The sequence below is a fragment of the Streptomyces sp. NBC_01788 genome (genome assembly GCF_035917575.1).
Taxonomy (GTDB): domain Bacteria; phylum Actinomycetota; class Actinomycetes; order Streptomycetales; family Streptomycetaceae; genus Streptomyces.
Genome location: NZ_CP109090.1, coordinates 2,532,464 through 2,545,550, shown reverse-complemented (window position 1 = coordinate 2,545,550; position 13,087 = coordinate 2,532,464). Strand labels below are relative to the sequence as shown.

General features: G+C 73.6%; 13 protein-coding genes and 1 other RNA gene. 7 read left to right on the top strand and 7 right to left on the bottom strand.

The genetic code is table 11. From position 1 onward, the window contains the following. The first annotated feature begins 29 nt into the window (after positions 1–29). Entirely contained in the window at positions 30–1,412 is a 1,383-nt protein-coding gene (locus tag OIE49_RS11725; RefSeq protein ID WP_326802261.1) for a bifunctional RNase H/acid phosphatase, read from the top strand. An 82-nt stretch (positions 1,413–1,494) separates the two neighbouring features. Here OIE49_RS11725 and yaaA read toward each other — a convergent pair whose 3' ends face one another. The 3 genes from yaaA to OIE49_RS11710 are packed head-to-tail and all read right to left on the bottom strand — an operon-like array spanning position 1,495 to position 3,742. Then, positions 1,495–2,295: a peroxide stress protein YaaA gene (yaaA, locus tag OIE49_RS11720; RefSeq protein WP_326802260.1), complete on the bottom strand. Its 801-nt coding sequence runs from the start codon at positions 2,293–2,295 to the stop codon at positions 1,495–1,497. A gap of 5 nt (positions 2,296–2,300) precedes the next feature. After that, complete coding sequence (locus OIE49_RS11715; RefSeq protein ID WP_326802259.1) at positions 2,301–2,954, bottom strand: hypothetical protein; 654 nt, start codon at positions 2,952–2,954, stop codon at positions 2,301–2,303. Beyond that, positions 2,951–3,742 carry a MerR family transcriptional regulator gene (locus tag OIE49_RS11710; RefSeq protein ID WP_326802258.1) on the bottom strand — a complete coding sequence of 264 codons (792 nt, stop codon included), beginning with the start codon at positions 3,740–3,742 and terminating at the stop codon, positions 2,951–2,953. Before OIE49_RS11710 ends, OIE49_RS11715 begins: the two co-directional genes overlap by 4 nt. Before the next feature lie 128 nt (positions 3,743–3,870). Here OIE49_RS11710 and rnpB point away from each other — a divergent pair. From rnpB to OIE49_RS11680, 6 genes are all read left to right on the top strand, one after another. Next, positions 3,871–4,273, top strand: an RNA gene (gene rnpB / locus OIE49_RS11705) — RNase P RNA component class A. Between the two features lie 598 nt (positions 4,274–4,871). Continuing rightward, complete coding sequence (locus tag OIE49_RS11700; protein ID WP_326802257.1) at positions 4,872–6,662, top strand: sensor histidine kinase; 1,791 nt, start codon at positions 4,872–4,874, stop codon at positions 6,660–6,662. Positions 6,663–6,785: 123 nt separating this feature from the next. Then, positions 6,786–7,205 (top strand): roadblock/LC7 domain-containing protein, encoded by a 420-nt coding sequence (locus OIE49_RS11695; RefSeq protein WP_100567057.1) that lies wholly within the window; start codon positions 6,786–6,788, stop codon positions 7,203–7,205. Beyond that, on the top strand, positions 7,202–7,558 hold the full coding sequence (locus OIE49_RS11690; protein ID WP_100567058.1) for a DUF742 domain-containing protein: 357 nt from the start codon (positions 7,202–7,204) through the stop codon (positions 7,556–7,558). Before OIE49_RS11695 ends, OIE49_RS11690 begins: the two co-directional genes overlap by 4 nt. Continuing rightward, positions 7,539–8,156, top strand: a complete 618-nt coding sequence (locus tag OIE49_RS11685) for a GTP-binding protein (RefSeq protein ID WP_326802256.1) — start codon at positions 7,539–7,541, stop codon at positions 8,154–8,156. The genes OIE49_RS11690 and OIE49_RS11685 overlap by 20 nt, the downstream gene beginning before the upstream one ends. After that, on the top strand, positions 8,153–9,412 hold the full coding sequence (locus tag OIE49_RS11680; RefSeq protein ID WP_326802255.1) for a cytochrome P450: 1,260 nt from the start codon (positions 8,153–8,155) through the stop codon (positions 9,410–9,412). Before OIE49_RS11685 ends, OIE49_RS11680 begins: the two co-directional genes overlap by 4 nt. A 65-nt stretch (positions 9,413–9,477) precedes the next feature. Here OIE49_RS11680 and OIE49_RS11675 read toward each other — a convergent pair whose 3' ends face one another. The 4 genes from OIE49_RS11675 to OIE49_RS11660 form a co-directional block, all read right to left on the bottom strand. Continuing rightward, a complete protein-coding gene (locus OIE49_RS11675; protein ID WP_326802254.1) occupies positions 9,478–10,704 on the bottom strand; it encodes a cytochrome P450 in 1,227 nt (408 codons plus the stop codon). 157 nt (positions 10,705–10,861) lie between these two features. After that, complete coding sequence (locus OIE49_RS11670; protein ID WP_326802253.1) at positions 10,862–11,665, bottom strand: urease accessory protein UreD; 804 nt, start codon at positions 11,663–11,665, stop codon at positions 10,862–10,864. A 7-nt stretch (positions 11,666–11,672) separates the two neighbouring features. Continuing rightward, complete coding sequence (gene ureG, locus OIE49_RS11665; RefSeq protein ID WP_384318176.1) at positions 11,673–12,365, bottom strand: urease accessory protein UreG; 693 nt, start codon at positions 12,363–12,365, stop codon at positions 11,673–11,675. Then, positions 12,355–13,083 carry an urease accessory protein UreF gene (locus OIE49_RS11660; RefSeq protein ID WP_326802252.1) on the bottom strand — a complete coding sequence of 243 codons (729 nt, stop codon included), beginning with the start codon at positions 13,081–13,083 and terminating at the stop codon, positions 12,355–12,357. Before OIE49_RS11660 ends, ureG begins: the two co-directional genes overlap by 11 nt. Positions 13,084–13,087 lie beyond the last annotated feature (4 nt).

Below are 13,087 nucleotides of genomic sequence, written 5' to 3'. Positions count from 1 at the left end.
CGTAGTCCGGTTTGTAAGGAGCAGGCGGCGTGCGGGAGTTCATCGTCGAGGCCGACGGCGGGTCACGGGGCAATCCGGGGCCCGCGGGCTACGGGGCGGCGGTGCTCGACGCGGCGACGGGCGAGACCCTGGCGGAGCACGCGGAGTACCTCGGCGTGGCCACGAACAACGTGGCCGAGTACCGGGGCCTGCTGGCCGGACTGCGCGCCGCGCACGCGCTGGACCCCACGGCGGCCGTGCACGTGCGCATGGACTCCAAGCTTGTCATCGAGCAGATGTCGGGCCGCTGGAAGATCAAGCACCCCGATCTGAAGCCGCTCGCGACGGCGGCGGGCCGGGTGTTCCCGGCCGACCGGGTCACCTACGAGTGGATCCCGCGCGAGCGCAACAAGCACGCCGACCGCCTGGCCAACGAGGCGATGGACGCGGGCGCCCGCGGCGAACAGTGGTCCGCCGCGCCGACTCCGGACACCAGAGCCAGGCCGAGCGCCGCCCCGGCCGCTGAACCCGGCCCGGCCACCCGCGAGGCGGGTGCTCCGCCTGCCCCTGGCGGTGCTGCCGGCGCGGGCGTCCGCGCGGAGGGTGCCCCGCCCGTCTCCGGCGGTGCTGCCGATGCCGGTGCGGGTGACCGTACGGTCCGTGCCTCGTCCGCCTCGGGCGGGTCCGCCGACACCGGTGCGGGCGCCGACGTCCGGGCGGCGCGTGCCACCGCCACGGGTGGCCGGACGGCTTCCGGCGCGGGGCCCGAGGGAGCCGTGGCCTCACCCGGCTGGGCGCCCGCCGATCTCGGCGCGCCCGCCACCTTCGTGCTGCTGCGGCACGGGGAGACGCCGCTGACGCCGCAGAAGCGTTTCTCGGGCAGCGGCGGCACCGATCCGTCGCTGTCCGGCGTGGGCCGCGAGCAGGCCGAGAAGGTCGCGGCGGCGCTCGCCCGTCGCGGCACCGTCCAGGCCGTCGTGTCCTCGCCGCTCGCCCGCACCCGCGAGACCGCCGGCATCGTCGCCGCCCGCCTCGGCCTCGACGTGACCGTGGAGGAGGGGCTGCGCGAGACCGACTTCGGCGCCTGGGAGGGCCTCACGTTCGGCGAGGTGAGCGAGTGCTACCCGGACGACCTGAACGCCTGGCTGGCCTCCCCGGAGGCTGCGCCCACCGGCGGCGGCGAGAGTTTCGCGACCACCGCGGTACGGATCGCCGCCACCAGGGACAAGCTGGTCGCCGCGCACGCGGGCCGCACGGTGCTGCTCGTCACGCACGTCACCCCGATCAAGACGTTCGTCCAACTGGCGCTCGGCGCCCCGCCGGAGTCCCTGTTCCGCATGGAGCTGTCGGCGGCGTCCCTGTCGGCGGTGGCGTACTACGCGGACGGCAACGCGAGCGTCCGCCTGTTCAACGACACGTCCCACCTGCGCTGACCGTCCCCGCCGCGCGGGCAGGCGGAGGCACCCGCGAGGGGACCTCCGCGTCAGTGGATCCCGGCGTCAGTGGATCCCGACGTCAGTGGATCTCCGTCACCACCACGTCCAGCGACCACGGCCGCCCCGCCTTCGCCGGCGGCTCCGCCTCCACCACGTACCCGAGGTCCCGCAGCGCCTCGACCAGCCCCGCCGGGTCCTTCGGAGCGGCCGCCCCGGTCAGCAGGGCGCGTACGATCCGGCCCTTGGTGGCCTTGTTGAAGTGGCTGACCACGGACCGCTTCTCCACCCCGTCCACGACCTGGGAGTGCAGCACCCGCACGGTCGCTGTCCGGTCCGCGACCTCCCCCTTCGGCTTCCACGCCGCCGCGTACGCCGAGGACCGCAGGTCAAGCACCAGCCCGTCACCGGCCGCCTCGGGCAGCGCCGAGGCCATCGGCGTGCGCCAGTACGCGGCCAGCGCGCCGAGGCCGGGCAGCTTCACCCCCATCGAGCAGCGGTAGGACGGGATCCGGTCGGTCACCCGTACCGCGCCCCACAGCCCCGAGAAGACCAGCAGCGAGCGCGCGGCGCGCCGCTTGGCCGACGGGTCGAGGGAGGCCAGGTCCAGGGCGTCGTAGAGCACCCCCGTGTAGATCTCCCCGGCGGGCCGCGTCCCGGCCGTGCGCAGCCCGGCGTTCTTGGCGACCTCGCCGCGCAGGCCCTCGCTCAGCCCGAGCACCTCGCGGGCCTTGTCCTCATCCCCGGCGCACAGCTCGACCAGTTCCGTCAGCACCGTCTCGCGGGCGGCGGCCAGCCCCGGCAGCGACAGAGACTCGGGCCTCAGAGGGGCGCCACGGCCGGCGGCGGCCTTGCCTTCGGACGGGGGCAGCAGCACAAGCACGGGGGTTACTCCTTCGGATAGCGCTCCGCGCCAGCGTACGGCGTGCCGCCCAGGGGCCCCCGCCCCGCGTCCGCCGCCGTCGTCGCCCGCGTGAGCTCCCGTACGAGCGCACCGGCGTCCTCGGCGTGGAACCGTACGAGCCGCACGCGCCTGCGCCTGCCGAGGAGGGTGATGTGCTCGACGGGCGCGGCCAGTTCGAGGGTGACGGAGGTCTGGGACCCGACGGGCAGGTTCAGCTCGCCCTCGGCCCGTTCGTGCGTGGTGCGCGTCTCGCGGCGCACGGAAGCGATCCGGTCCAGCGGAACGCGCAGATCGACGTGGACGGCCTGCCGTATGCGCAGATGGTCCGCGTCCAGCACGTGCGGCCGGACCACCGAGGCCGCGTGCAGGGCCACGACGAGGACGACGGCGTACACGTCGAGGAGCAGCACCGCTGCGTGCACGGTGGGCCAGCTCCGCAGCAGCACGGACATCGCCACTGTCTCGGTCACGCAGACGAACGCCAGCCCCGCCATGACCGGGCCCTGACCGCGGGCGTACCCGAAGGCCTGCCCGTTCTCGGTGCCGTGGGTGCGACGCCTCAGCCACAGGGCCAGGCCGGCCTGCAGCCGCAGCTCGTGCCGGGCGAGGCGGAACGCCGCCCGGGCCGCGGCCCTCACCGCCGTCCCTCCGAGAGAATGCGCAGGGCCTGCCGGACCGCTTCGGCCTGGGCCGGGGCGAAGTCCGCGTAGAGGGCGCGCAGGAACCCGTGGCCCTCGTCGGGACCCGCCCCCTCCGGCAGCACCTCGCAGGCCTCCCGCGGCAGCATGTCGCGGGGCACGCACCCGGCGATCACGCGGGCCGCCTCCGCGATCCGCGGATCGGGCGGACTCGCCTCGGCGTCCACGTCGGCGAGCGCGTCCAGCAGCGCGTAGGCCTCCCGCGCCCGCGCGGCCCCTTCAGGCGAGCCGAAGGCTGCGCTCATGGCGCCCATCATCCGCTCCCAGTCCGCGGGTGCCGCGGCCGTCTCCAGCAGGGCGAGGACCTCACGGTCCTTGGCGGCCGCCGGGGAGTCGGTCAGCTCGTCCCCCGCCGTGGCGAACAGGGCGGCCAGCTCGGGGGAGACGGGCCCCTCGGCGGGCAGTTCCCCGACGTCGAGCAGGGCGCGCAGCCGGGCCCTGCGGTCCCGGATCGCCGCCTCCTGCCGCGCCAGGTCGGCGTCGAGCTCCTCGAGCACCTCGGCGAGATCCTTCCCGGCGTCGTCCGCGAGCACGTCCCGCACTTCCGCCAGCCCCAGCCCCAGCTCGGTCAGCCGCCTGATCCGGGCCAGGGCGACGGCGTGCCGCAGGCCGTAGTGCCGGTAGCCGTTGGGCCGCCGCTCCGGCTCGGGCAGCAGCCCCAGGTGGTGGTAGTGCCGCACGGTCCGCGTCGTGACACCGACGGCGGCGGCGAGTTCTCCGATCCGCATGGGACCAGTACAGACGTTGACGTCGCGTGAAGGTCAAGCGCGGGGGACGGCGGCCGGCCGGCGCCTGACCCGGGCCCGACCGGAAACGGCGCGGCCCGCGCGACCGGTACCATGGTGCCTACGGCAGACGAGCCGGGCGGGCGGCCGCGTGGAGTCCCCTCAAGGGGCTTCCCGAGGAACGTCCGGGCTCCACAGGGCAGGGTGGTGGCTAACGGCCACCCGGGGTGACCCGCGGGACAGTGCCACAGAAAGCAGACCGCCGGGGATCTCGGTCCTCGGTAAGGGTGAAACGGTGGTGTAAGAGACCACCAGTGCCCAGGGTGACCTGGGCAGCTAGGTAAACCCCACCTGGAGCAAGGTCAAAAGGAAACACCCCGGTGTTTCTGCGCGGACGTTCGAGGGCTGCCCGCCCGAGTCCGCGGGTGGACCGCACGAGGCCGGCGGCAACGCCGGCCCTAGATGGATGGCCGTCGCCCCGGGCTCCGCGAGGAACCCGGGGAACAGAACCCGGCGTACAGCCCGACTCGTCTGCCTTTGGCATGTGTACGCGCCGTGGGGCGGGGCGGATCTCGGAGTCCCCTCTGCCGCGCTGTCCGGCCGACTGCGCGGAACGCGGTGGCGTGCGCGTCGGGTACGGCGCGGAGGGCTGCGTGGAGGGGCGTGGCCGAACCCGGTTCTGGGTGGCAGGATCACGCCAACGTCGACGCTTCGGTTCATGATCCGTCGCTCTGCTCAAAAGCCTTCCAATCTACGTGAGTTCGGCTTCCGGCGGCGTATGGTTGGCTGGAAAGTGGCTACTGGCGTTCGGAGTTGACGTGCTGGTGGCGATTTTCTTTGCGATTTTGACACCCCGTCAGCACATTTGGCAGCCTGTCCTCGTAGTCAGCGCGGGTGAGGGAGCGTCATCTCCCCTATCACGGGCGGGCGTTCAGGCGGTCGGTTCGCGACGAACTTGCGTCACCGGCTGACTGGGCGGTCAGCCAGATCTTCTCGCGCGGCGGTGTGGCTAGCATGAGCGGGTACCCGGTCGGAAGATCGTCGTCCTCTTGGCGACCCCCTTTTCCGGCCCGCGGCCGCCGTGAGCCGGCTGCCCCGTTTCTTCTGATCTCATGGACCGAGGGACCGCGGAATGTCAGTGCCTGCACCGCCCAGTCAGCACCGGCCGGCGAAGGCGCCGCACACCTCGCCGACCGCGCCCCTCGCCGTACTGGTGGTGGCCGCCGCGGCCGGCGGTGCGGCCGTCGCCCTCGCGCCGTCCGGCGTCCGCACCTGGGCGCTGACCTTCGCGGCGGTCGCCTGGGTGTGCCTGGCCGTGACCGTCCTCGTCAGTCGCCGGCTCATCCACCGGGCCCGGCGTACGGCCGCGGCGCAGGCCTCCGAGACCGGCCGTCTCAAGGCGCAGGCCGCGCAGCTTTCGGCGGAGACCGCGCACCTGGTCAACGTGACCCTGCCCGCCGTGGCCAAGCAGCTCCGGGACGGCACCAGCGCGGAGGACGCGGTGGGCAGCGTGCCGCCGCCGTCCGACCCGCAGCTCGGCCGGATCGTGCACACCTTCGCCGCCGCCGTCGAGGAGGACGTGCGGCGCGCGGCCGCCCTGGACGACGAGCGCCGACGGGCCCGCCAGGAGCTGGCGGAGGCCACCGCCGCGCTGGAGCGGCTGGAGCGGGAGACGCTGCCCGCCGCGATCGCCCGGCTGCGCGACGGCCAGTCCGCCGACACGGTGCTCGCCGAACTCGACCTGCCGCGGCCGGCCATGGTGCGCACCCCGACCGAGTCGTTCGTCCGCGAACTCGCCCACAGCGAGCGGCGCGCCGCCGCCGCCCAGGCCGCCTCCGCCAAGGCGCTCAGCCGCGTCCAGGCCAAGTCCGTCAGCATGCTCGCCGACCTGCGGGATATGCAGGAACGCCACGGCGAGGAGGTCTTCGGCGACCTGCTCAAGCTGGACCACAGCACCTCCCAGCTCGGCCTGATGACCGACCGGCTGGCACTCCTCATGGGCGGCCGGTCCAGCCGCGCGTGGAACAAGCCGATCGTGATGGAGAGCATCCTGCGCGGCGCCGTCGGCCGTATCGCCGCCTACCAGCGGGTGCGCCTGCACTGCTCCACCACCGCCGCGGTCTCCGGCTTCGCCGCCGAGGGCGTCATGCATCTGCTCGCCGAACTGATGGACAACGCCGCGAACTTCTCCCCGCCCATCGACGAGGTGCACGTCTACGTCGAGGACCGCGCCGCCGGCATGGTCGTCACCATCGAGGACAGCGGCCTGAAGATGGCCGACGCGGCGATGCGCCGCGCCGAGGAGGCGGTGTCCGGCCGCGTGAACGACCTCGCCTCGCTCCAGGGCACCCGGCTCGGACTCGCCGTGGTCGGACGGCTCGCGGGCAAGTACGGCATCAGCGTCAACTACCGCCCCTCCTCGCGCGGCGGCACCGGCGTCGTCGTCCTGCTGCCCCCGCAACTGCTCGCCCAGCAGCGCGAGTCGATCCCGCGGGAGGCGACCGGCCGCCCCGCCGCGGGAACCGCGCCCACGCTCGGTCCCGCCGCCGCCACGTCGTCGGCACCCGCCGCCGCGCCCGCCCCGGCCCCGGCGCCCGAGGCCCCCGCGCGCCCACGAGCCCCGGAGCGGCCCGCCGCCCGGCCGGAGCCGCCCGAACCGGGACAGCGTGCCACCGGCGCCACGCTGAACGGCCTGCCCGTCCGCGCCCCCGGCCGCACCATGGCCGAGGCGGAACGGGAGCGCGAGCAGCGCCGGTCGGCGGCCGAGGCGGCGTCCGGCACGAAGTCCGAGGCGCCCGACGGAGACCGCCCGGCACGCGACGCCGGTTCACGCTTCGGCGCCTTCCACCGCGGGCGCCGGGCCGCGGGCGGCACCGAGGGACCGGACCCCCGGCCCGAGTCCGAGCCGCCGGCCGCCCCGTAAGCACGCCGCCCCCTTCCCGTACGGCGCCCGGGGCGTCGGCGCCCACGTCCCGCTCGATTTCCTGAGATTGGAGGAACGGGCCGGTGACCGGTCGAACCGGGCACCACCGTCCCATCACCCATCATGCAGACCACAGACAACAGCCTCACCTGGCTTCTCCAGAGCCTCCTGGAGCGCACCCGCGGCACCCGCCACGCCCTGGCCCTGTCCCGGGACGGCCTCAAGCTGTGCTGGACCGAAAACCTGGCCCTGGACCAGGCCGACCAACTGGCCGCGATCTGCTCCGGCATCCAGGCACTCGCCCAGGGCGCGTCCATGGAGTTCGGCGACGGCAGCGGCGGCGTGCGGCAGTCCATGACCGAGTTCCACGGCGGCCTGCTGTTCATCATGGAGGCCGGCGAGGGAGCGCACCTGGCCGTCCTCGCCGACGAGGACGCCGACCCCGGCGTCGTCGGCCATCAGATGACGGAACTGGTCGAGCAGATCGGCGAGCACCTGCGCGCCCTGCCCCGAGAGCCCGTCCCGGGGAGTGCCGCGTCGTGATGCGCAAACCCGTGGACACCGGTGACCCCGACCGGCTCTACACGGTCACGGCCGGCCGGAGCCGCGCCGACGAATCCTTCGACCTGGTCACCCTCATCGTCAGTGAGTCCCGGCCCACCGCGGGAATGCAGTCCGAGCACACCCGGATCCTGGAGCTGTGCGAACACCCCACGGCCGTCGTCGAGATCGCCGCGGAGCTGAAACTGCCCATCACGGTGGTGCGGATCCTGCTCGGCGACCTGCTCGACATGGGCCGTATCACCGCCCGCCACCCGCGCGCGGCGCAGTCCGTCGCCTCGCTCCCCGATTCCGCCCTTCTCAAGGAGGTGCTCCATGGGCTCCGCAACCTCTGAGCTGCCCTCCCACCGCACGCCCCTGGACGACGCCGCGGAGACCGGCCTGAAGATCGTCATCGTGGGCGGTTTCGGTGTCGGCAAGACCACCCTGGTGCGCTCGGTGAGCGAGATCCGGCCGCTGAACACCGAGGAGGTGATGACGCAGGCCGGCGTCGGCGTCGACGAGACCAGCGCGGTCGCGACGAAGACGACCACGACGGTGGCGTTCGACTTCGGGCGGATCAGCCTCAACGAGCGCATGGTGCTGTACCTGTTCGGCGCGCCGGGCCAGGAGCGCTTCTGGTTCCTGTGGGACAGGCTGTTCTCCGGAACCCTGGGCGCCGTGGTGCTCGTGGACACCCGCCGGATGGACGACTCCTGGTACGCGATCGACCGGCTCGAGCACCACAAGACGCCGTTCGTGGTGGCCGTCAACCGGTTCGACGACGACATCAACCGGTACTCCCTCGATGAGATCCGCCAGGCGCTCGCACTGCCCGAGCACGTGCCGATGCTCGACTGCGACGCGCGGGTCCGGCAGTCCGGCAAGGACGTGCTGATCACCCTCGTGGACCACCTGTACGAACTGGCCATGGCCCAGGAGGCGACAACGTGACCGACCCCTCTTCCGCGCGACCGGCCCCGCCGGGCTGCCCCGCCCACCAGCCCGACGCGGTGCGCCTGGCGGGGCTGGAGTACCAGCAGACGCCGTCGCAGCTCTACCGCGCGCTGCGCTGGGAGCACGGCCCGGTCGCGCCGGTGCTGCTCGACGGGGACATACCGGCCTGGCTGGTGCTCGGCTACTCCGAGGTCACCTACGTGACCAGCCACGACGAGCTGTTCGCGCGGGACTCGCGGCGCTGGAACCAGTGGGAGAACATCCCGGCGGACTGGCCGCTGATGCCGTACGTCGGTTACCAGCCATCGGTGCTGTTCACCGAGGGCGACGAGCACCGGCGGCGGGCCGGGGTGATCACCCAGGCGCTGGAGGGCGTCGACCAGTTCGAGCTGGCCCGCAACTGCCAGTCGATCGCCGACCGGCTCATCGCCGACTTCGCGGGCAGCGGCCACGCGGAGCTGATGTCCGGTTACGTGCACGCCCTGCCGATGCGGGCCGTGGTGCAGATGTGCGGCATGCCGACCTCGGGCGAGGACACCCAGCAGCTCGTCGAGGACCTGCGGATCTCGCTGGACGCCGCCGAGGGCGACGACCCGGTGGCCGCGTACGGGCGTGTGGGCGAGCGGCTGCAGCAGCTCGTGAAGGACAAGCGGGTCAGCCCGGGCCCCGACGTCACCTCGCGCATGCTGCAGCATCCGGCGGGCCTGACGGACGAGGAGATCGTCCAGGACCTGATCTCGGTGATCGCCGCGGCGCAGCAGCCGACGGCGAACTGGATCTGCAACACGCTGCGACTGCTGCTGACGGACGAGCGGTTCGCCGTGAACGTGTCGGGCGGCCGGCTCAGCGTGGGTGAGGCGCTCAACGAGGCCCTGTGGCTGGACACGCCGACGCAGAACTTCATCGGACGCTGGGCCGTCCGGGACATCCAGCTGGGCGGGCGGCAGATCCGGGCCGGCGACTGCCTGGTGCTGGGTCTCGCCGCGGCCAACACCGATCCGCAGATCTGGCCCGAGTCCAACGTGGGCGCGGAGAACGCCGCGCACCTGTCGTTCGGCAACGGCGAGCACCGCTGCCCCTATCCGGCACCGCTGCTGGCGGACGTGATGGCGCGGACGGCGGTCGAGACGCTGCTGGAGCGGCTGCCCGACCTGGTCCTCTCGGTGGAGCCGGAGACGCTGACCTGGCGTCCGTCGATCTGGATGCGGGGGCTGACGTCGCTTCCGGTGCGGTTCACGCCCGTGGTGCAGTAGGCGGGCGGATGGGCCCCTGTTGCTGGAAGGGGCCCATTGCCTCGGCGCTGGTGCGGGTCGAGTGATCAGGCGGTCACGGGTGTGAACTGCACCGGCAGACGCTCCGGTCCGCGGGTGAAGACGCCCTGCTCGACCGGGTCGAAGCCGTCGGCGAGGCGCAAGTCCGGCATGGCGTCCAGCAGTTGGCTGACCCCGATCTCGACCTCCGCCTTGGCGAGCAGCGCGCCCACGCAGAAGTGCCGGCCGAGCGCGAAGGCCAGGTGGTCGGCGGCGGCCGAGAAGGCCGTCGTGGCGGTGAGGTCGTCGCGGAAGATGTCGAAACGGTCGGGGTCGCGGTAGCGGCTCTCGTCGCGGTTGGCGGCGCCGATCAGGCAGGTGACGGTGACGCCCGCGGGTATGGTGCCGCCGCTGAGCTCCACCTCGGTCGCGGACTGCCGCATGATCATGTGGACGGGCGGGGTGTACCGCAGGGTCTCGGCGAAGGCGCGCGGGATCAGGTCCCGGTCCGCACGGACGGCGGCGAGCTGGTCGGGGTGGAGCAGCAGGTTCGCGAAGATGCTGGCGATCGCCTTGTCGGTGGTCTCGCCGCCGGCGGCGAGCAGCAGGCTGCAGAACGCCTTGATGTCCTCGTCGCTCATCCGGACGCCGTCGACCTCCGCGGCGCACAGCGTCGACAGCAGGTCGTCGCCCAGGTTGTCGCGGCGCTCGCGGATGATCGGCAGGATGTACTCGGCGAACTCGACGCGGGTCCGCTCGCCCGCCGCGGCCACCTCGGGGTCGCCCGACAGGTTGCCGAGGAAGGCGATCACGGACGTGTACCAACGGTGGAAGCGTGCGTGGTCGGCCTTGTCGAGGCCCAGCATGTCGGCGATCACGTTGACCGGGAAGCGGGTGGCGTAGTCGCCCACCAGGTCGGCGGAGCCGGACTTCCGGAAGCCGTCGATCAGTTCGCGCGAATTGCGCTCGATGACGGGCAGGAACTTCTCCTGGAGGTCGGCGCCGCGGAAGGCGGGGGCCACCAGGGCGCGGCGCACGGCGTGCTCACGGCCGCTGAGCTGGAGGATCGTCTTGCCGTGCACCGGCTCGATCTGCCAGTCGTAGTTGTCGGTGGTGAACTCGCCCTTCTTGTCCTTGAAGACGCGCTCGACGTCCTCGTAGCGCGAGACGATGTAACTCTGAGTGGCCTCGTGCCAGATGAGGGGCGCGGTGTCGCGCATCAGACGGTACGCCGGGTACGGGTCCGCGGCGAACTCGGGCGAGAGGATGTCGGGCACCTGCTGCGCGGTGGACATGGGGCTCCCTCAAAGTGAGTGACTGGCTTACGACACAAGGTAATTGATCAACAGTCAACCAAGACAGCCCCACCCCCTCCCCAGCCGCCCCACCAGCATCCCTTGGCCGAAAACCGCCTCTTGCGCCTGGCCGGGGCAGCCAGGTCGGTCCGCCGTGTCAGCCCGTGACCGTCCGCGACCCCGGCGCAGGCAGGCCGGTCAGGCCGCGGTCGAGATACCGGCGCAGGGCGAGGGCGTCGTCGGCCAGGGCGGTGAGCAGGGTGGCGCCGGGGGAGAGGGGCATGACGGCCGCGTCGGCGGTGGCGGGCGCGGGTGGGAGCGCGGGACTGCCGGGGGCGACGACGAGCAGGGTGCCCAGGGCTCGCCGGCCGCCGGTCACGGCCGGGCCGCGCCAGCCCGGGATGTCCGGGCCGACGGCGAACTCCTGGTCGTGCAGGGGGCGGCCGGCGAGGGTCACCCGCAGGCGCTGTCGGACCGTACCCGGCGTCTCGCCGTGGCGGCCGAGGAGCAGTTCCTCGCGGGCGAGCAGGCGGGCGCCCGGCTCCAGCTCGACGCGCGTCGTGGCGTGGTGGTCGCAGCGGCCGGCGGCGATCACCGGTTCGGGCAGCCAGACCAGCGTGCCGGCCGGCGCGACCCGCAGGCGGGTCTCGGTGTGCGAGGGGCGGCCGTGCGGCCCCGGCAGCACCAGGGTCGCCGCCACACCGCGTACGACGAGCGCCGCACCCGCCGCGACCTCGACGTCCAGCCGCAGGTGGTCGCCGCCGACCGGGCCCGCGGCCGCGGCGGCCAGCGCCACGTGGGCGGCGCCGGGCGGGTTCCACCGGCCCGCCGGCTCGACGGCGGAGGGGATGGTGGGCCGCCAGATCAGCGGCGCCTCGGAGCGGAGGCGGCTGATCCGGGTCCTGGTCCCGCCGGACCCGTCCCGGTCGGCCGTCACCGCCAGGCGGGCATGGGCACGCATCACCGGGTCACCGGGCGGGTACGGCGAGGCACTGCCGTACCCACGCGGCGACGTCGGCCGCGGACGGGTCCCGGACCAGCGACGTGAACAGCACCGGCAGGTCGCCGCGCTTGGCGCGGGCGTCACGGTCCATGACGGCGAGGTCCGCGCCGACCTGCGGCGCCAGATCGGTCTTGTTGACGACCAGCAGGTCGGCCGAGGTGACCCCCGGCCCGCCCTTGCGGGGCACCTTGTCCCCGCCGGCCACGTCGATGACGAAGATTTGGTGGTGGACCAGTCCGCGGCTGAACGTGGCGGTGAGGTTGTCCCCGCCGCTCTCCAGAAGGACGAGGTCGAGCGGCGGCAGGGTCGCCTCCAGTTCTTCCACCGCTTCGAGGTTGGCGGAGATGTCGTCGCGGATCGCGGTGTGCGGGCAGGCGCCGGTCTCGACCGCCCGGACCCGTTCGGCGGCCAGTACGCCGTTGCGCAGCAGGAAGTCGGCGTCCTCGGTGGTGTAGATGTCGTTGGTGACCACGGCCAGGGAGAGTTCCGGGGCCAGCGTGCGGCACAGCGCCGCGACCAGCGCGGTCTTGCCGGATCCGACCGGGCCGCCGATGCCGATGCGCAGCGCCCGGCCGGGGCGGCGGGGCAGAGTCCCTCGCGCCTCGGCGTGCGCGTGGACATGGGCTCGGTCGGGACGCGGGGTGGGGTCAGGACGCAAAGAGACGCACCTCCCAGACGGAGTGGTGTTCGGCACGGATGTCGAGCAGGGGGCCCGCACAGGACGGGAGATCCGCGGGCGCGGTGTCCGCGTGGCGCGCGGCCCCGGCGGCGACGGCGGCGATCCGCGGGCCCAGCCGGGCGAGGACGGCGTGGACCGCGAACGGGTCGAGTCCGAGCAGCCGCACGGCGGCCGTCGCCGGGGTGAGCACCGCTTCATGGGCGGCGGCCAGCGCCGCGGCGTCCGCACCCAGGCCGGCCGCCGCGGCCACCGCGCCGAGGGCGACCGGCTGATGGGGGCCGTGCCGGGGCGCCGCGCTCAGCTCGTCCAGGCGGGGGTGGGGCCAGACCGTACGGCCCGCCCGCAGCAGTTGCCGACCCAGGCGGCGGGAGGCGGTGCGCAACGCCGGTGACGGGGTCCTGGCGGCGAACTCGCGGTCCAGCAGATCGAGTTGCTCGGTGCTGGAGTCGCCACGGCTGTCCGCGCCGCCGAAGGCGGCGCACGCCGCGGCCGTGAACGAGGCGCTCACCGCGCCGGTCGTCGCCAGCCGTCCTTGCAGGAACTCCTCCAGCGAGGCCAGGTTGTCCACGTCGTCCAGGGCAGCCACCGCTTCCAGACCGCCGGAATGCGCGTGCCCGCCGGAGGGGAAGCGCCCGTCGGCGAGCAGCAGCAGCGCCGGCGGCGTCGGCTGTGGCTGCTTGGCGTCCTGGGCGTTCATCGAG